This is a genomic window from Glaciecola sp. 2405UD65-10 (genome assembly GCF_048820975.1).
Classification (GTDB): Bacteria; Pseudomonadota; Gammaproteobacteria; order Enterobacterales; family Alteromonadaceae; genus Glaciecola.
Window position 1 is genome coordinate 107033 of record NZ_JBMEUF010000003.1, and the last position, 18643, is coordinate 125675.

Annotated in this window: 15 protein-coding genes and 1 pseudogene; 10 read left to right on the forward strand and 6 right to left on the reverse strand. The window is 39.5% G+C overall.

From position 1 onward, the window contains the following. The first annotated feature begins 4 nt into the window (after positions 1 to 4). Both ACOI22_RS15710 and ACOI22_RS15715 read left to right on the forward strand, forming a co-directional pair. Positions 5 to 1570, forward strand: coding sequence for an oligosaccharide flippase family protein (locus ACOI22_RS15710; RefSeq protein WP_420673084.1), 1566 nt, complete (start codon positions 5 to 7; stop codon positions 1568 to 1570). Continuing rightward, complete coding sequence (locus tag ACOI22_RS15715) at positions 1563 to 3320, forward strand: thiamine pyrophosphate-binding protein (protein ID WP_420673085.1); 1758 nt, start codon at positions 1563 to 1565, stop codon at positions 3318 to 3320. Before ACOI22_RS15710 ends, ACOI22_RS15715 begins: the two co-directional genes overlap by 8 nt. A gap of 317 nt (positions 3321 to 3637) precedes the next feature. Here ACOI22_RS15715 and ACOI22_RS15720 read toward each other — a convergent pair whose 3' ends face one another. The 3 genes from ACOI22_RS15720 to ACOI22_RS15730 all read right to left on the reverse strand — a co-directional run bounded on the left by ACOI22_RS15720 (position 3638) and on the right by ACOI22_RS15730 (position 7539). Then, positions 3638 to 4846: a glycosyltransferase gene (locus ACOI22_RS15720; protein ID WP_420673086.1), complete on the reverse strand. Its 1209-nt coding sequence runs from the start codon at positions 4844 to 4846 to the stop codon at positions 3638 to 3640. Between the two features lie 212 nt (positions 4847 to 5058). Next, positions 5059 to 6519 (reverse strand): oligosaccharide flippase family protein, encoded by a 1461-nt coding sequence (locus tag ACOI22_RS15725; protein ID WP_420673087.1) that lies wholly within the window; start codon positions 6517 to 6519, stop codon positions 5059 to 5061. Positions 6520 to 6837: 318 nt separating this feature from the next. Further along, positions 6838 to 7539, reverse strand: coding sequence for a hypothetical protein (locus tag ACOI22_RS15730; RefSeq protein WP_420673088.1), 702 nt, complete (start codon positions 7537 to 7539; stop codon positions 6838 to 6840). Between the two features lie 259 nt (positions 7540 to 7798). Between ACOI22_RS15730 and ACOI22_RS15735 the strand changes: the two genes are divergently transcribed. After that, positions 7799 to 8536, forward strand: a complete 738-nt coding sequence (locus ACOI22_RS15735) for a sulfotransferase family 2 domain-containing protein (RefSeq protein WP_420673089.1) — start codon at positions 7799 to 7801, stop codon at positions 8534 to 8536. 60 nt (positions 8537 to 8596) lie between these two features. Here ACOI22_RS15735 and ACOI22_RS15740 read toward each other — a convergent pair. Beyond that, positions 8597 to 8722 (reverse strand): annotated as a pseudogene (locus tag ACOI22_RS15740) (hypothetical protein); the annotation flags it as partial. Positions 8723 to 8800: 78 nt separating this feature from the next. Here ACOI22_RS15740 and ACOI22_RS15745 point away from each other — a divergent pair. Then, the gene (locus ACOI22_RS15745; protein WP_420673090.1) at positions 8801 to 9451 is read left to right on the forward strand and encodes a peptidylprolyl isomerase; all 651 of its coding nucleotides are present in this window, start codon (positions 8801 to 8803) and stop codon (positions 9449 to 9451) included. Between the two features lie 87 nt (positions 9452 to 9538). On the opposite strand, the gene ACOI22_RS15750 is transcribed toward ACOI22_RS15745, so the two are convergent. Then, entirely contained in the window at positions 9539 to 10948 is a 1410-nt protein-coding gene (locus ACOI22_RS15750; protein ID WP_420673282.1) for a mannose-1-phosphate guanylyltransferase/mannose-6-phosphate isomerase, read from the reverse strand. A 291-nt stretch (positions 10949 to 11239) separates the two neighbouring features. Between ACOI22_RS15750 and ACOI22_RS15755 the strand changes: the two genes are divergently transcribed. The 6 genes from ACOI22_RS15755 to moaC all read left to right on the forward strand — a co-directional run bounded on the left by ACOI22_RS15755 (position 11240) and on the right by moaC (position 16975). Next, the gene (locus ACOI22_RS15755; RefSeq protein ID WP_420673091.1) at positions 11240 to 11869 is read left to right on the forward strand and encodes a hypothetical protein; all 630 of its coding nucleotides are present in this window, start codon (positions 11240 to 11242) and stop codon (positions 11867 to 11869) included. 231 nt (positions 11870 to 12100) lie between these two features. After that, a complete protein-coding gene (locus ACOI22_RS15760) occupies positions 12101 to 12643 on the forward strand; it encodes a heme NO-binding domain-containing protein (protein WP_420673092.1) in 543 nt (180 codons plus the stop codon). A 7-nt stretch (positions 12644 to 12650) separates the two neighbouring features. Then, the gene (locus tag ACOI22_RS15765; protein WP_420673093.1) at positions 12651 to 14672 is read left to right on the forward strand and encodes an ATP-binding protein; all 2022 of its coding nucleotides are present in this window, start codon (positions 12651 to 12653) and stop codon (positions 14670 to 14672) included. Positions 14673 to 14762: 90 nt separating this feature from the next. Continuing rightward, positions 14763 to 15896 (forward strand): response regulator, encoded by a 1134-nt coding sequence (locus ACOI22_RS15770; protein WP_420673094.1) that lies wholly within the window; start codon positions 14763 to 14765, stop codon positions 15894 to 15896. A gap of 66 nt (positions 15897 to 15962) precedes the next feature. Beyond that, positions 15963 to 16505 carry a molybdenum cofactor biosynthesis protein B gene (moaB, locus tag ACOI22_RS15775; protein ID WP_420673095.1) on the forward strand — a complete coding sequence of 181 codons (543 nt, stop codon included), beginning with the start codon at positions 15963 to 15965 and terminating at the stop codon, positions 16503 to 16505. Then, positions 16505 to 16975 (forward strand): cyclic pyranopterin monophosphate synthase MoaC, encoded by a 471-nt coding sequence (moaC, locus tag ACOI22_RS15780; protein ID WP_420673096.1) that lies wholly within the window; start codon positions 16505 to 16507, stop codon positions 16973 to 16975. The genes moaB and moaC overlap by 1 nt, the downstream gene beginning before the upstream one ends. A 31-nt stretch (positions 16976 to 17006) precedes the next feature. Here moaC and ACOI22_RS15785 read toward each other — a convergent pair whose 3' ends face one another. Then, positions 17007 to 18620: an NAD(P)/FAD-dependent oxidoreductase gene (locus tag ACOI22_RS15785; RefSeq protein ID WP_420673097.1), complete on the reverse strand. Its 1614-nt coding sequence runs from the start codon at positions 18618 to 18620 to the stop codon at positions 17007 to 17009. Positions 18621 to 18643 lie beyond the last annotated feature (23 nt).

An 18643-nucleotide genomic window follows, 5' to 3' on the forward strand; every position in this document is an offset into this window, starting at 1 on the left:
ACTTATGGAAAAAAATAAATCTTCAAGCTCTCAAAAAAACTCGCGAATCGCTAAAAATACAATATTTCTATTTGTTCGCTCAATTATAACAATTGCCGTTGCTCTTTATACAAGTAGAGTCGTATTGGCTGCCTTAGGCGTAGAGGATTTCGGAACTTTCGTGGCTGTGGGTAGTGTAGTCGCTATGTTCTCCAGTATTTCTGGATCTCTATCATCTGCTGTTAGCCGATTTATAACTTATGAGCTAGGTCGTGGCTCAGAGAGCAAGCTCAGCTCTGTTTTCTCTTCAAGTGTGTTACTGCAAATCATGCTTTCCATATGCCTGTTCTTTTTGATACTTTTTGCTGGCGGTTGGTTTCTAAATTCAAAGATGAATATTCCTGAAGGTAGCTTGTCTGCTGCAAATTGGGTTTTAGTGAGTACAGCGGTAACGTTTGCTGTTGGGATGATCACCGTGTCGTACCAAGCCATGATTATCGCGCATGAGCGTATGAAGGCATTTGCTTACATTGGTTTAGCAGAGGTGTTCCTCAAACTTGGTGTCGCACTTTTATTAACCGTATCTACAATTGATAAGTTGAAATTATACTCTGTACTGTTGATGCTGATATCGGTAGTTATTTTTACAATTTACTTTTTTTATTGTCGATACAATTTTGCGTCAAGTCGCTTTAAGTTTGTATGGGATACAAACCTATTGAAAAAAATGTTTGGCTTTACCGGGTGGGCTTTTTTTAGTTCCTCGGTAGGAATTATTAATACACAAGGCATCAATATTTTAATGAATCTGCATTTTGGAGTATTGACGAATGCCGCGCGAGGCGTTTCCACGCAAGTAGAAAATGCATTAAATCAGCTCATAAGTAACCTTACCGTAGCAATGAACCCGCAAATAATTAAGTCTTATGCTGCAGACGAAAAAAGTTATATGCACCAACTCATTTGTAGTGGAAGTAAATTTTCTTACTTTCTCGCGCTTTTTTTCATTGTTCCTCTTTTCATTGAAGCTGAGACTGTACTAAACCTTTGGTTAAAAGATGTACCCGAATATGCTACGATTTTTCTGCGCTTAACATTGCTAACCATGCTACCTCAAGTGATGGCTGGAATTTTATTTACTGCAGCAATGGCAACCGGAAATATTCGAAAGTACGCACTGATCGTAAATGGCGTGAGTGTGTCTGTATTTTTCTTTGCGTGGGCGTTATACTTGTATGGTTATCCGCCAGAAACCGCATACTTAGTCCACTTGGTGATTAGAATAGTGCTAATAGCAATACGCTTGCAGTTGCTTAAAAGTATGATTGGTCTTAATCCATATCAATATTTTAAAAGCGTAATCTTAATAATAATTCCTGTTACCATTATCGCTTTTGCAATCCCCTTATCAGCTCTTCTGTTATCCATGCCTGAGTCGTTCTGGCGAGTTGTATTAATTGCTTTAATAAGTGCATCTACAACAGCATTTGCAGTTGCGGTAATTGGATTAACAGCGCAAGAAAAAGTATTCGTGCGGGAAAAAATAGCCCTACTTAGGAACAAATTTATGAGGTTGCAGAAAGATGCATAAACATTACTCAAACGATAAAAACGCTCAAATTTTAGTCGTTTTATTGAAGGCACATGGAATTCGAAAAATCGTAGCATCACCCGGTACCACAAACATGGCGTTAGTGGGGAGTTGCCAGTACGATCCTTGGTTTGAGGTTTATTCTTGTGTAGATGAGCGCTCGGCTGCGTATATGGCATGTGGTTTAGCTGACGAGTCTGGTGAACCAGTAGTAATTACGTGCACGGGCGCCTCTGCCTCACGTAATTATTTACCCGGCTTAACAGAAGCCTATTACCGTAAGTTACCAGTACTAGCTATCACATTTTTTGTAGGTTATTACGGTATAGGGAACCTTGTACCGCAAGTTATTGACCGCAGTGTTTGGCCTAAAGATACATTTAAGTACAAAGTTGAATTGCCCCATATCAAAGACGAAGCAGATTTTCAGTTTGCTGAATTAAAAGTAAACACTGCAATTTTAGAGTTAACCCGCAATGGTGGCGGCCCAGCTCATATAAATTTAGCGACAACGAAAGGTGACTTCTCAGTAAAAACGTTGCCTAAAGTTAGAGTGTTAAAAAGAATTAACTATAATGATCAATTTCCAGTTTTACCGAAGCCGGTTAAACGAGTAGCTATTTATATATGTTCGCATGCGGTATTCACAGAAGCGCAAACAGAAGCCATTGACGAATTTTGCAGGGCAAATGATGCGGTCGTGTTCTGCGATCATACTAGTCGTTATCAGGGTAAGTATAGAACGATGCTTGCCTTAATAGCAGGACAAGAAAAGTATGATTCTCCTCTTTGTTTTCCTGATTTGTTAATCCACATTGGTGAGTTATCAGGTGACTACATGACCTATGGTGTGATGAAGGGCGCAAAAAACGTTTGGAGACTTAGCCCTGATGGAGAGGTCAGAGATACATTCCACAGGCTAAGTCATATATTCGATATGGAAGAGCAGACTTTCTTTGAACATTATACTAAACATCCGTTAAGAGACACTGTGAACGAAGATGCGTACTTAAACGCATGTATTGCCGAATACAAAGATCTCTACAATAGAATACCCGAGCTACCATTTTCTAATAATTGGGTAGCGCAGAATGTGGCGCCTAACATTCCAGAAAAAAGTGTGTTGCATTTAGGGTTGAGTAATACTTTACGCGCATGGACCTTCTTTGATTTACCAAAGAGCGTAAGCACTAGTTCAAATGTGGGGTGTCGAGGAATTGACGGTGTTTTATCTACATTTCTTGGTGCTTCTTTAGTTCAACCTAAGGTATTACACTTTTGCGTTTTAGGCGATCTTACCTTCTTTTATGATATGAACGCGATTGGTAATAGACACGTAGGTAACAACTTAAGAATAATACTTGTTAACAACGGAAGAGGCATGGAGTTCAGGTTACACTCACATCCGGGCCAAAAACTTATGGGTGAGGACGCTGACGCCTATGTAGCGGCAGCTGGGCATTTTGGAGAAAAATCACCTGAACTCGCAAAAGGATACAGCCAAGCCTTGGGTTTTGAGTACCTAAGTGCGAATAATAAGGACGAATTTAATATAGCTATAAAGCGTTTTTTAACACCCCAGATAACTAATAAGCCTATGCTGTTAGAAGTTTTTACAGACTCAGAGAGTGAACGTCAATCATTACAAACGCTTGTTACCTTGAAATCTGAAGTGAATAAAAAAGAGTTAGTTAAGGCCGTAGTTGGAAAATCTGGTGTTAGATTGGCGAAGAGGCTATTAAATAAATAGAAAAGAATTCTGCTAAATAGCCAAACATAAGTTAAAAAAGGTTGGGGAGAAGCGACTAAACTAATTCGTCGTATCTCCTCTGTATCAGCAGTGACTTTGTAGTGACATTAGAGCTTGTTACACAAACGCTTCTAGCCGCGGTTTGGCAGCAAAAGCTCATGAGTAGCTTATGTTGATGCACTAAGATAAAGGTAGCCAATGTCTATTCTAAGAAAGGGGTGAGGTATTAGCTGAACACCATCTGAGGGTTATGATGATCTGTATAGGAAACTGCTATGATAATGCGGTAGTTTAAGCACTTAGTAGCTTTATTAATGTTAGTTGGCAGTTTCAGTTTCGATTATATTAGAGAGCTGAATATTTATTTTTGCTTGATTAAATTCATCATTCACTTTTGCGAAAGCCTGTTTTCGGATTAATTCTAAATTTGGGTGATTTACGATATTTTCTATCATAATACCAATAGCTTGCGCATCACGCTCATCAACTAAAAATCCGGTTTTACCATTTTCAATCAATTCAGGGATACCGCTGTGATAGGTTGAAAGGACTATAACTCCTGATGCCATGGCCTCCATAAGTGACACAGGAATACCTTCCATATCGCCTGTTTCGCTAGTAACAGAGGTAAGGACGAAGATATCGGAAGCCTTTAGTTGCTGCGCTACAAATTGCGAACTTTTGGGGCCATGAAACACAAAATTGTTTTTATTCTTATAGTTTGAAATTTGTTTTTCTAAATTTGGAGTTAAAGGACCGCCACCAATAATATTATAGGTAAACGAGGTGTTGCTTAACTCAGCGCCTTCCAATGAGTAAGTAAGGCCTTTTTTCTCTACTGCCCTAGCCACTGACAACAAGTTAAATGTTTCAGTTTGATTTGTGTGGGGGTCAAATGTGAAGTCGTTAAGGTTAATCCCCATGTGCACTACTTCAATTTTACTGCTTGCTATCCCTAATTCTCTCAACTTACTAGCCCATAACTCACTTATGGGAAGTAGTTTAGTACTATGCTGCGCCAACCACACATACCATAACGTCCATTCTTTAAGCGCTTTGAATTCGCTTATTTCGTAACCATGAAAAACGGTAAATATGTTATTTGAAATAGCTTTAGTTTTAGCCAGAAGGCCAGCTAATACACCAATATCACCAAAATGCGCAATTATTGATGTTGAATTATCAATGCTCTTATTAGTTTTTGTAATTGATATTAATTCGTTTAAAAATAGCAAACCGCCAGAAGCGACAACTTTATAAACGTTGAACAGAATAAACATAAAAGCTGAGGGGCGAGTAAATAAAAGTTTAATCATCCCAAGCATTATTTGAATTATATGTTTGATTTTATTGTTGGTGCGAATTTCGTTGGGTAATAAAAAGTTAGTTTTATTTTTTAAATTGTTTTTTGCTAATAAGGCATTATCCCAAAGGCTAAGGTCACCTTCATACATTGAAGCTACGCTTACATCGTGCCCCTCGGCGATTAATCCATTCACTTGTTGAATAACAAATGTTTGTGACAAAACAGGGAACTCCCTAACGAAAAAACACACCCTTTTTTTCATTCTAACCATTTTAACAAGCTCAAGTTTATAAATTAAAACAACTTTACGAAATATACTACAAATTAACGTTTGTGATTTATGGTTTTTTAATAAAAGGTATATTTTTATAGTGTGTATTTCTGATTTAGTAACCACCCTCAACTTTGAGCGATTTAATTTATCTATTTAGCCTATTTTTGCTTAAACTGTTTAACATCAGAAATTAATCTTCGTGCGAAAGTCTTAAATAAAATGTATGTAAGGCCATAGTGAATTATTAGCGAAACAATAGCTAAACTTGATATAAAGGCTAAATCTAAAATATTATTCATTTTAAAAGTATCAAAAATCGAAACTTTTAGTGCGTAAGTAATTATCGCAAATGAGACAGTGCTTAATACCACTGGGGCATAATAGGCTTTTATGTCACTAATAGAAATTAAACGTTTTTCGTGCAAATAGTAAATCTTTAACAGGCCAATTAGGTTAAATATTACAACTTGTACAAAAATATAATTTTCAAATGCTAATTGATAACTTAATAACCCTCCTATTATCGATATAATGAAGAAAAGTACATTTAAGTAAAACACTTGTTTAGTTTTTCCATGTACTATTAAAAGGAGAGGGAAATACCACGTAATGGTTTGCGCTAAAGCAGCGAATCCCAAAAATTGAATAATTGGAATTGCTTCTAACCACTGCTCACCAAAAATCAAAGATACATACCCATCTGCGTATATGCTCAACAAAATTAAGATGGGGATAACTAAAAACGTGATATTGACCGAAAATTCACTGTGCCTAGATCCTTTTGACGTTTCATTTGGTTGTGAAATAAAAGATAAGCAAACAGGTCGAAGAGCTGTAAGAGATACTTGCGTAATAATTTTGGTAAATTTTCTTGCAATATCGAGTAACGCAAAACTAGCAGGCCCGTAGAAAAAGCTAACGAAAATTTCCATAATTCTTGACGAACAAAAGTTGAATATTTCCGAAAAAATTAATGGCAAGCTAAATTTGTAACAGTCTTTACAAATAGATTTGTTAAAAGCCAAACAGGGGATGAATTTAGCCTTGATTGTTAGCAATAAAGTGATAACTACAACTTGAATGTATCTGTAAGCAACAAGAGCCCAAGCACCGAAGCCGTTGTACGCCATATAAGCCGCTATTACTCCGCTCACGCTTGTTGAAACAAAGTTGTTTAGCGCTATGGCTTTAAAAGCAAAATCGCGTTGTAGAATAGAAAGTTGGATCATATTGAAAGATGAAACAAGGGGTAAAAATACGATTACCTGCAATATAAGGGTAAGTAATTCAGAGTTTTCAGTTGAATGTGATATTAATAATGGCGTTACCAAGTAGCCGGCAACGGCAAAAATTAGTGACAAACCAAATACAACAAGAAAACAAGTGTTAATGAACAACTTTGATGTCTTTTCTCTTGTTACTATATATTCCCTAACGCCAGAAGTTACTATCATTGTCATAAAATCTAGAATAAATAGACTGAAAGCCACAATTCCAAATTCAACAATGTCTAAAAATCTTGCTAGTATTATGTATATACCTAATGCAAATATTTTTTCACCAATACTAACACCCATCATCCACATTGATGACTTTGACGCGCTGGGATTTTTTGTCATATTCAACTTCTAATTTAAAACATTTTAATGTAAAGACTATACAAATAAGAGTTCGGCGCTCTTCGCGCAACTACTTGATGTGCTATTAAGTCATGCCGAGAAAAAGCATCGTAATTTTATAATTGTAAATCTTACTTAATTAATAGAAGAGTTATCAAGTTATTCGGTGAGTAATATTGTATATGTTGTGCGTTAAATTATATACGAAAATAAAAAGGCTTGTAATTGTAATGTGAGAATCATTTAACGGCTTTGAGTGTAAGAAATTAGGCAAAAAAAAGCTGCATTTAATGCAGCTTTTCAGAATTTTATAGCAAATTATGCACTTTTCTTTCTAAGGTAAAGACCTGCAATAACCATTGTAAACAAAGCAGCCATTGAAGGTGCAGAAACGTTTACTGCATTGTTTTGACCAACAGTACCTGTTAGTGAAAGGTTGTCGATACCAGCATTGTTGCCAACAGTATCATCTGAAGATGCCATTATTCTTAATACGTAGTTAGTATTAGCAAGAAGGCTTAAAGATGAAAAGTCAAAACTAACAGTAGTACCTGGAACATATACGCCACTGCTTGGGTATACGTTGTTAGCAACTTGAGAGCCCAATACGTTAGCATTAAAGTCTAAAATTGTAGCTGTGAAATCTACATCTCTAGACGTACCGTTCGTTGCTTGGAACGAACCGCCACCATTAAAGATGAAAGCATCAAAAGAAAGCATGTCTAACGCGATCTCATCAGCTAACACGTTAAGTGCGATATCAGCAGTCCAAGGACCAACTGTTTGAATGTTGTTATTAACAGCAAAAAGATCCTGTGAATCAGCGCTATCAAATAGGTCTGCAGAAGCAGTAAGCGAAAGAAGTGGTGACACCCCATTCGTAGTCCAGTCAGAAGTAGCAACACCGCCAGCGGTGATGTCTCTACCATCGAAATCTGTTGCAGCAATAATGTCAGCCTGAGCTGTGAAACTAAATGCACTAACTAATGCAATTGAAGTAACTAGTTTTTTAAAAATCATATTAAACCTTTGTATGTTTGAATTTCACTAAACCAACTAAAGCAAATGTTGTGCCAACTAATAAAGTTGTATTTTTACAGTTAGTTACGAGGAAATTGGTGTTGTGCGTAATTGAAGTGTAAAAAAAGGTGACACTCTTTACAAGGAAAGTAAATCACGAAGTAAATAATAGACCATACATAAAAGAAGTTCAGTTTTATTTTCTTTGGTATAGTGTAAATATACAACATGTTTATGGAAGCTCAGAGTAGGATTAGTTATGCCAATATACGTAAAAGAAAATGCAAGTGTGTTGTTCATGCACATTCCGAAAACAGGTGGAACATCTATTGAAGAGTGGTTTAAGTCGAAGCCACAGTTTAAAGAATATTTGTTTATGCAAGAACCCGTTCAAGATTTGAAGTGTACACCACAGCACTTTACGTTAAAAACTATAAACCTTATGTTTGATGGTGTTTTTCCACCATTTAACTACAAGTTTGCAATTGTTCGAGATCCATATCAACGATTAGAAAGTGAGTTCTTTTATCGCCATAAATTACACCAAATTCAACTAGGTAAGAAGCCTGAGAAACATTTCTCAGCATGGGTGTGTAAAACATTAAAAACAGCTGAGTTTAATTCTCAGATACTTGATAACCATATTCAGCCACAAAGTGAATTTGTTTCCAAAGAGCTTAAAGTGTTCTATTTTGAAAATGGTATTTCTAATATTTTGAACGAGATAGCCGAAGATTTAGGTTTTCCTCCTTCATCTCAAAGCATTCACAAAAAATCAAGTGAAAGAAAAACTGTACGTTGGAGTAAAGATGCAATATTAGCTGTAAATAAATTTTATAATGATGATTTTCAGCTATTTGAGTATGAGCGCAAACAAGTTGATACTGGTTTTATCCCTTTATTAGCGTCTAAATTAAGTATAATACGCTTTTATCTTGAATCTTCCGCGCGAAATTTGTGGAGAAGATTGAAAAATAAAAGCGTAATACAGTACTAATTTCCGAAATTTATAAGGTTAAGAGTTCACATGGGAACTCTTCTCTTATTTCACACGCCCTTAACGGTCCCTAAAGCGCAAAATGTCGTCTTGGCCTAAGTATCCGCCCGATTGCACTTCAATTAGTGCTAGTTGAATCTTACCTGGGTTCTCTAAGGCGTGAACCGCACCAATTAGAATATAAATGCCTGTTTTATATACTTAAGGCTAGTAATCGCTTATTCTTTTATTTATCTTATAATAAATATTAAATTAACGGCAATTATGACTCATCAACATAAAGCGTGTTTATTCTACCTAATGGCATTAATAGCTAGCATTATGCTTTTAAATGCGTGCGCTACCAAAACACACCCCACTCCTTCACTACCGGTAGCCATTTTAAGTACAAATTACGGCAATATACATATTGAACTAGATGTAAAAAATGCCCCCATTAGTGCGAATAATTTTATTAATTATATAAACGCAGGGCACTTTAAAGCGCTTTCTTTTTATCGTACCGTTAACCACGGTAACGACAATCACAACTTGAAAATAGGGGTTTTGCAAGGCGGCCTAAATGCTAGCATTAGTGAATCATTCAAAGGGCCGCTTGCACCCATTAATCATGAATCAACTAAGTTGACTACACTCACTCATAATAGAGGGGCGGTTTCGCTTGCCCGTGGAAACTTAGGTAGCGCACAGTCAGAGTTTTTCATATCAACCTTAAATAATCCCCATTTGGACGAAGGCGGCTTACGACATCCTGATAAACAGGGTTTTGCCGTATTTGGAAGAGTAGTTAAAGGAATGGACGTTGTTGACACTATTGCGGCACTGCCAGCGAATGGCGCATTCGATGACCCTTATGTAAAAGGGCAAGTGCTATCTGAAAGGGTTGCGGTGAATAAAATATTACTTAAACAATAAAAACTTAAATATAGTTGGCCTTGCAGCTACAGGCATTAAGCCGAATAAGGGAAGGGCGGTATGAATATACCGCCGCTAGTATCTTAATTACTTAACACGCCCGTAACGGTCACTAAAGCGAACAATATCATCTTCGCCTAAGTATCCGCCCGATTGCACTTCAATTAGTTCTAGTTGAATCTTACCTGGGTTCTCTAAGGCGTGAACCGCACCAATTGGAATATAAACCGACTGGTTTTCAGTTAGCATTTGGGTTTCTTCACCAATAGTCACATTGGCTGTACCGCTTACTACAATCCAGTGTTCAGCGCGGTGATGGTGCATTTGCACGCTAAGTTTTTCACCCGGCTTAACGGTAATGCGTTTAACTTGATAACGCTCACCGTTGTCTATTGAATCGTAACTACCCCAAGGGCGGAACACTTCACGGTGAAATTCAAACTCGCTGCGGTGTTCAGCTTTTAACTTATTTACTATGGCTTTTATGTCTTGCACTTTGTTGCGGTTAGCCACAAGTACGGCGTCTTTTGTTTCAACTACTACTACGTCATCAAGGCCAATAACTGATATTAAACGCTCTTCGGCATTTACATAGCTGTTGTTAACGCCTTCAAGCATTACGTCACCTATACAGGCATTACCATTGGCATCTTTATTTTCGTTGGTTTCCCATAATGAGCTCCAGCTACCTACGTCATTCCAGTTGGCATCAAGTGGCACCATGCAAGCGCTTTGGGTTTTTTCCATTACGGCGTAGTCTATTGAATCATCAGGGCAGGCTTCAAAGGCTTCTTTATTAATGCGTAAAAAGTCGAGGTCAGTTTCGGTGTTTGCAATAGATGCTTCACACGCGGCAAATATGTCAGGGTTGTGTTGTTTAATTTCGTTTAAATACACGCTGGCTTTAAACATAAACATACCGCTGTTCCAAAAATGCTGTTTACCGTCAAGGTAGGTTTGGGCAGTGGCTAAATCAGGTTTTTCTACAAATTCGGCTACCGCAAAACCGCCATTTTCAAGCTCAGCGCCTGACTTTATATAACCATAACCAGTATGGGCTTCGGTTGGCACTATACCAAAGGTAACTAGTTTGCCAGTGGACGCCAGCTTTTCAGCTTGGCTAATAGCGTGTGCAAAAGCGGTATGATCCCCAATTAAGTGGTCAGCCGCTAATACTAGTAGTAGTGGGTCATCACCGTTTTGCATTGCAAGCATAGCCGCAATAGCTATAGCAGGGGCTGTGTTGCGGCCCACTGGCTCAAGTACTATGCCCGAGTGCTCAATACTAGCTGCGCGCAGTTGCTCTGCGGCTAAAAAGCGGTGGTCTTCATTACAAATAAGCATAGGGGCCGAGCAGGTTTCACTAGGCAAACGCAGTATGGTGTCTTGCAACATGGTGTTTTCACTGGTTAAGCTTAAAAACTGCTTAGGTAAGGCTGCGCGTGATTTAGGCCATAAGCGGCTTCCGGTGCCGCCTGCAAGAATAACGGGTTTGATCATAATGAAACGTCCTTTAAAATTTAATAAAAATCTAACTATTTTAAGTTTAGCATCTATTTAAGCAAAAACTGATTAAAATTTTATGATGCTTCTACACATAAATTTCTTTTAATACTTGCGCGCCTAGGCATACAAACAAACCCAACAACTAAGCTCTAAAATTAAACTTAAGTATAAATTACTATTGTCAAATGCTTAAAAAAGGTGCAATGTTGAGCAAGTAGCCTTGGCCACAAATGTGTACTCGCTAGCAAGGCTTGTAAATAGCAACATATTTAGGAGAACAGTATGAAGCTTAATATTACCTGCGCCATATTTTTACTATGTTTGTTATTGCCTCGTGTAGCCAGTGCTAGCGTAGTGTACTCATACACAAGCCCAAACTTTACGGAAGCTTATGGTTTGGTCACCACTAATGATCACTTTAATATTTCGTTTACGCTAAATGAATTTTTGCCCGCAAATACAAGTAACATTAATGTAAGCGAACTATCTGGGTTCGCATTTTTTGCCGAAGCTGGCGCCAACGCTACCCAACTAACGAGTAATATTAACCAAGCCGAAGGAGTATCTGTTGATTTTACCGCTACTACCGATGCACAAGGCAATATTATGTACTGGGAATTATATTGGCGCCAATTTTGGAATGGTTTGTTTAACCCTTCCGAAAACGAGTTTTATTCATACAGTGTTTCGGGAGCAACAATAGCATCACCCGGCGCAAACTTTGGTAAATATTATGAGTATACTTATTATAACCGAGGCCGACCTGGCTTAGAAGCATCAGCTGATCAATACAGTGGTTTTTCGGGTGTGTGGCAAGTAAATGAAGTAAGCGCACCTGCGGTGTTTATTTTGTTTGTAGTAGCGTGCTCAGGCCTAGCTTTTCGCAAGCGCTTTTTCACTTCTAAAAATTAAAGTGTGCTAGGTTTTATGTTGGCAATATAAAACCTAGCTATGTAGGCACCACACCTCCATTCATTTATGTAAATACCTCTCTCAAGCAAACAAAATTCACCAAACGCTCAAAAATAGTACTTTCTGCTTTAATTATATTCAAAATGGTCGATAGCCTAATTAGGAAAGTGTGCGCTGCTAGCCTTATTTTCTTTTGCGCATATATAAATATACATATTTTTAGGTAGAACAATGAAAGGCTTAATATTTACCGAGTTCTTCGAAATGGTTGAAAGCGTGTTTAGCGCCGACATGGTCGACACACTAATAGACAATACTAAACCGGCCTCGTTAGGGGCCTATACCACCGTAGGCAGTTACGATTTTAACGAACTGGCCAACATGGTGGTTGAGCTAAGCCGCATTACCGGTGCGCCCATGGAAGATTTACTCACGGCCTTTGGGAAACACTTAGGCGTGCAGTTTGCTTCTAAATTCCCGGCTTTTTTTGCCGACGCGGGCAGTACTATTGCTTTATTAAAGCAAGTTGATGAGCACATTCATGTAGAAGTACGAAAGCTTTATCCTGATGCTGAGCTGCCTAAGTTTTCTTACGAAGACAAAGGCGATGTGTTTGAACTTTACTATAGTTCGCCGCGGCCTTTAGCCGATGTAGCCCTAGGGCTAATTGAGCAAACCTCGGTGCACTACAACGAAAACTTTACGATTAACATGAAAAAGTGGGATGAGAACAATAAACATTGTTGTAAGTTCACTATACAAAAAGCGGCCTAAAGCTTAAATGGAAGCAAACGTACAAAGTGAAGTTGAAAAATACAAACGCCGCTTAGCGCGTGAAAAGCTTGCGCGCCAGCAGGCAGAAAACCTGCTTGAGCAAAAATCGGCTGACCTATACGAAAAAAATCGCGAGTTGCTCAGTTTAAGTGAAGGCCTTGAAAAACTAGTGGCCCAGCGCACTGCACAAATGCAAAAAGCACGAGATGAAGCACTTAGCGCCTTGCAAGTAAAATCAGACTTTATAGCTAACATGAGCCACGAACTGCGCACACCCATGAACGGTGTGCTTGGGGTAATTGGCTTACTTCAAGAAGAAGCCATTAGCGAAAGCCAACAAGAGTTGCTTACCATTGCGCAAGAGTCAGGTGAGCACTTGTTAATGGTAATTAACAACGTACTCGATTTTTCTAAAATTGAGGCTGACAAACTTGATTTACACCTAGCGCCTTTAAATATGCGTGATTACATAAAAGGCTTATGCCAACCTTTTGAACTACAAGCCCAGCAAAAGGGCATAAGTTTTACGTACTGCATTGAAGAAGGTGTTCCTGACTACCTAATAACTGACAAACTTCGCCTCACACAAATTATAACTAATTTGTTGTCAAACGCCGTAAAATTTACCTCAGAAGGCGGCGTAATACTAAATATGGGCCTTGCACCAAACGCACAAAGCAAGCACTACCGAATATCGGTAACCGACACCGGTATTGGTATAAGCCGCGAAAACCAAAAGAAAGTGTTTTCAGCCTTTGAGCAAGCCGATACCTCTATTACCCGGGAGTTTGGTGGCACAGGCCTTGGTATGAATATTACCAAGCGTTTGGTTGATATGTTTGGAGGCAATATTCATTTGCACAGCACATTGGGTGAGGGCACTTCGTTTTATGTTGATTTAAGCCTAGCAAATGCATCGCTTAGCCCTGAGCTTACCAAGGTGGCTGATGATACTACAAGCAATGTAGCTAAAAGCTTGGGCAAAGCAAACAGCTTAAAACCTGAAGGTAAGCAAAACCTTGAAGGCGGTTCGTCTATTTTGTTGGTAGAAGATAACAAAATTAACCAGCTAGTGGCCAAACGCTTGCTTGAAAATTGGGGCCTACATGTAAGTTTGGCTGAAAATGGCCAAGAGGCTGTAGATTGCATGAAGCAAAATACCTATGACTTAGTGCTTATGGATTTACAAATGCCAATAAAAAGCGGCATTGAGGCCACTATTGAAGCACGTTCAAAAGGCATAATTTCAGAAAACACGCCTATTATTGCCATGACGGCTCACAGCAGCCTGAACCATATTGATGAGTGTTTTGCTGCAGGCATGCAAGGACACGTATCAAAACCTATTGACAAGAGTATTTTAAAATCACATTTAGAGCGCTTTTTAAAACCATTGCAAGATGAGCCTGCCAGTAATGAAAACGATCACGGTGATGCAAGTATTGAAGGCGTAAATATACAAGATGGCTTAAAGCGCTTAAACGGTGATTGGCCTTTGTTATATAGCCTAATTAAAAGTTTTATTGATGACTACGCCAATGTGGGCGCGCAAATTTCAGAGTCATTACATCAAAATAAGGTGGAATCGGTTTTAGCTTTACTACATAAAATAAAAGGCAGTGGTGGGAACTTAGGGATAACCGAACTAGCCACTAGTGCTGGTAAAGCTGAAGCTAAGCTTAAAAATAACCAAGATTTGCACGCTAGTGAAATTGAAGCTTTGCAAGCACAAATAGATGTGGTTAAGCATGGGTTTTCGTTGGTTTCATCTCCTTTACTGGAAAGCGAACGTGCTAGCCAACGCGCAGAAAGCAAAGAGTACATATTAAGTAAGATGGATAACATTGTACTGAATTTAACTAAAGACGTACTTGCCGCAGAAGAAGATTTAAAAGACTTAAGCCGCTGTAAAAGTGATGAAAGTACTGCTGGCTTGCTAGCAAATGCCATAGAAGCCATGCAACGGTTTGATACACAAAAAGTTGAGCTTTTTATTCAGCAAGCTAAAGTAGCCATCCGAGAGGTTTAGCACCATGTATAAGCAACTTAAGTTATTTATATCACGTAGTGTAGCAACTCACGATGTATCTACTTTGTTTTTATTAAGGTATTAGCAATTATGAATAAACACAGAATATTAATTGTAGATGACTCCCCAAGTGAATTGCGCATACTCATGGAACTGCTAAAAAACACCTACGCTATTGTAGTTTCAACCAATGGCGAGCAAGCAATTGACATGATTAAAAGTGACCCAAGCATTGAGTTGGTGTTACTAGATGTAGTGATGCCGGGCAAAAATGGTTATGAAACCTGCAAAGAAATGCTAGCTCATTCACCCAATTTACCCATTGTGTTTGTATCAAGTAATGATTCTACCGAAGAAATACTCACAGGCTTTGATTCTGGCGGCGTTGATTACCTAACCAAACCTATTGATACTGATGTAGTTAGCCGCAAAGTGAAAGTGATTCTTAATGAAAGAAACAAAATTATAGAGCTGCAATCAGAAAACGAAAGCTCAAACGAAATGGTGATGTCGGTAATTACCAATGCTGGGCATTTAGGCACCGTATTAGGGTACTTGCGCGCTGGCTTAAAAATTAAAACTCATGAGGGTTTGTTATCAGCCTTGTTTGATGTATTTGATATTTTAAACGTAGACGCTTGCGTGCAATTAAGAACACCCAAAAAAGATTATACGCAGTCAACCAACGGCGCAATAACCCCCTTAGAGCTTGATTTACTCGCGCGTTCAATTGACATGAAAGGGCGCTTTTTAGAGCGCGGTTCACGCTATATTGTCAATTTTGAAACCGTATCGGTGATTATTAAAAATATGCCGGTGGATGACGTAATGGTACTAGGTGACCTACGTGATAACCTAATGATGATAATGGAAGATACTAATGCACTTAACGAAATGCTATGCGCTACAGTTAACACGCAATTACCGCCTAAGCGTACTGATTCAAACAGCGAATTAGTGCAAAGCATTGTGCCCTTAGTAGATAACGCCGCAACCTTGCAAAAAGCACAAAAGAGTGAAATTAAAAACTTAATTGAAGATATGGGGTTTGCCTTTGAACAAGCATTTATAAGTGTGGATTTAAGCGAACAACAGCAAAGCGAGCTAAACAAGTTAGTGGTGAACCAAAGCAAGGCTTTTTCACAGCAGCTTGAGCAAGGTTTAGATATTGAAGACTGGCTTACCACTATTTCTGAAAAACTCAATAAAGCGAATAAGAGTTAGGGAGTTGCCTTACTGGCTTAGAGGCATTACATTAGGCGTCTTTGTTTTTCATTTTCGCGGATTTATATGTCTTCAAATACTCTTGCCCATGCTGTTTCTTTACAAGTTGCCGTACTTACCGTTTCTGATACTCGTACCGAAGCCACTGACACCAGCGGCCAATACTTAGCCCAAGCGGCTACCGAAGCAGGCCACACAATAGCGGCCAAAGCTATAATCCCTGATGACGTATACCTTATGCGAGCGCAAGTGTCGCAGTGGATAGCGTCTACCAATATTCAAGCCATATTAGTTACCGGCGGCACCGGCTTTACTGATCGTGATTCTACCCCTGAAGCCTTAGGCGTGTTGTTTGATAAACACGTTGAAGGCTTTGGTGAAGTATTTAGAGCTAAATCATTTGACGAAATAGGCACTTCGACTATTCAGTCACGCGCGTTAGCGGGTTTGGCGAATAAAACCATTATATTTTGTTGCCCGGGTTCAACAGGGGCGTGTAAAACCGCGTGGTCTATTATTGAGCCGCAACTTGATGCTACCCACAAACCTTGTAATTTTGTACCCCAGCTTAAAGCCTTGCCAGATACAAACCCAGTAAGGCAGTGCTAATGAGCAAGCTTACGCATATAGATGAGCACGGTAAGGCTAATATGGTAGATGTGGCTGATAAAGCCATTACAAAACGAAGCGCCACGGCCACCGGCTTTATTGCCATGAATCAAGCGGCGTTAAACGCGGTAAAAGATCAAAACAACAAAAAAGGGGATGTGCTTTCAGTTGCGCGTGTGGCGGGTATTATGGCCGCTAAACAAACCGCCAACTTAATTCCTTTGTGCCATCCCTTAGCATTAAGCAAAGTGCAAATAGATTTTGAGCAACATGAAAACGGCATTCGGGTGTTTTCGTTAGCTAAGTGCGAAGGCAAAACTGGCGTTGAAATGGAAGCCTTAACCGGCGCGAATGTGGCCTTATTAACCCTGTTTGACATGTGCAAAGCACTTGATCCAGAAATGCTTATTAGCGATGTAAAAGTGAATACAAAAACCGGCGGCAAAACCGGCGATTGGACACGAAGCTAAGCTACGTTTTTTCACGTAGCTTTAGAATGACTTACTTCACCATATCAAGTGCTAGGGCTTCGGCAACGCGAATGCCATCAATACCGGCTGACCATATTCCACCTGCGTAGCCGGCGCCTTCACCTGCTGGATACAAGCCTTTCACATTTATGCTTTCATAGTCTTTATTGCGCTTAATGCAAATGGGCGAAGAGGTTCGGGTTTCTACCCCTGTTAATAAACCATCGGCTTTTGCAAAGCCTTTAATTTGTTTATTAAAGGCAGGAATGGCTTCACGAATAGCCGCTGATACAAAATCAGGCACCACTTCACTTAAATTGGTAAGGGTAATACCCGGTGTATATGAAGGCTGTACTTCGCCTAAGCTTGCACTGGGCTCATTATTTAAAAAGTCACCAATGGTTTGGGCTGGTGCGTTGTAGTTTTCACCCCCTGCAGCATAAGCAAGCTCTTCTAATTTGCGTTGTAGATCAATGCCCGCTAATGGATGTTCAGGATAGTCTTTTTCAGGGGTAATACCTACCACAATAGCACTGTTGGCGTTGCGTTCATGGCGTGAGTATTGGCTCATGCCGTTGGTCACCACGCGGCCCGGCTCTGAGGCAGCCGCCACCACTGTACCGCCAGGGCACATACAAAAACTATATACACTGCGGCCATTTTTACAATGATGCACAAGTTTGTAGTCAGCTGCGCCTAAAATGGGGTGGCCGGCATTTTCACCAAAACGTTCTTGGTCAATCATGCTTTGTTCGTGCTCAATACGAAAGCCGACTGAAAATGGCTTAGCTTCTATATAAACGCCTTGGTCATATAAAGCTTGAAAGGTGTCACGCGCGCTGTGGCCCACCGCTAAAATTACGTGTTTGGTGGCAAGGTAGTCGCCGGTGGATAAATGCAGGCCTTTAATTTGGTATTGTTCTTTGCTGCCTTCAAGTTCAAGCTTTTCAACGCGAGTGCTAAAGCGAATTTCTCCGCCTAGGGCAATAATATTCTCGCGCATTTTTTCAACCATGTTAACCAATTTAAACGTACCAATATGGGGTTTGCTCACGTACATTATTTCGTCAGGCGCGCCTGCTTTTACAAATTCAGTTAATACTTTTCGACCGTAGTGTTTGCGGTCTTTTACTTGGCTGTAAAGCTTGCCGTCAGAAAATGTGCCGGCGCCGCCTTCACCAAATTGTACATTTGATTCAGGGTTAAGCGGTTTTTTACGCCAAAATCCGAAGGTGTCTTTGGTACGTTCACGCACGGCTTTACCGCGTTCAAGCACTATGGGTTTAAAACCCATTTGGGCTAAAATAAGCGCAGCGAATAAACCACAAGGGCCTAAGCCAACTACCACTGGGCGATGCTCAAGCTGTTCAGGTGCTTGCGCTACAAATTTGTAGCTCATATCAGGGCTTAAGCGCACGTGCTGTGTGTGTTCAAATTTAGCGAGTAGGTCTTCCTGCTGAAGTACGGCTACGTCAAGCGTATAAATTAGTTGAATATTTTTGTTGTTGCGTGCGTCATAGCCGCGTTTATGAACATTAAAGCTGATGAGCTGCGATGCATCAATATTAAGCGTGCTAAGAATAGCGCCGGTTAATGCGTTTTCATCATGATTTAGGGGGAGTTTAATGTCAGTTAAACGTAGCATAATTCAGGTACTCTTTAAAACTG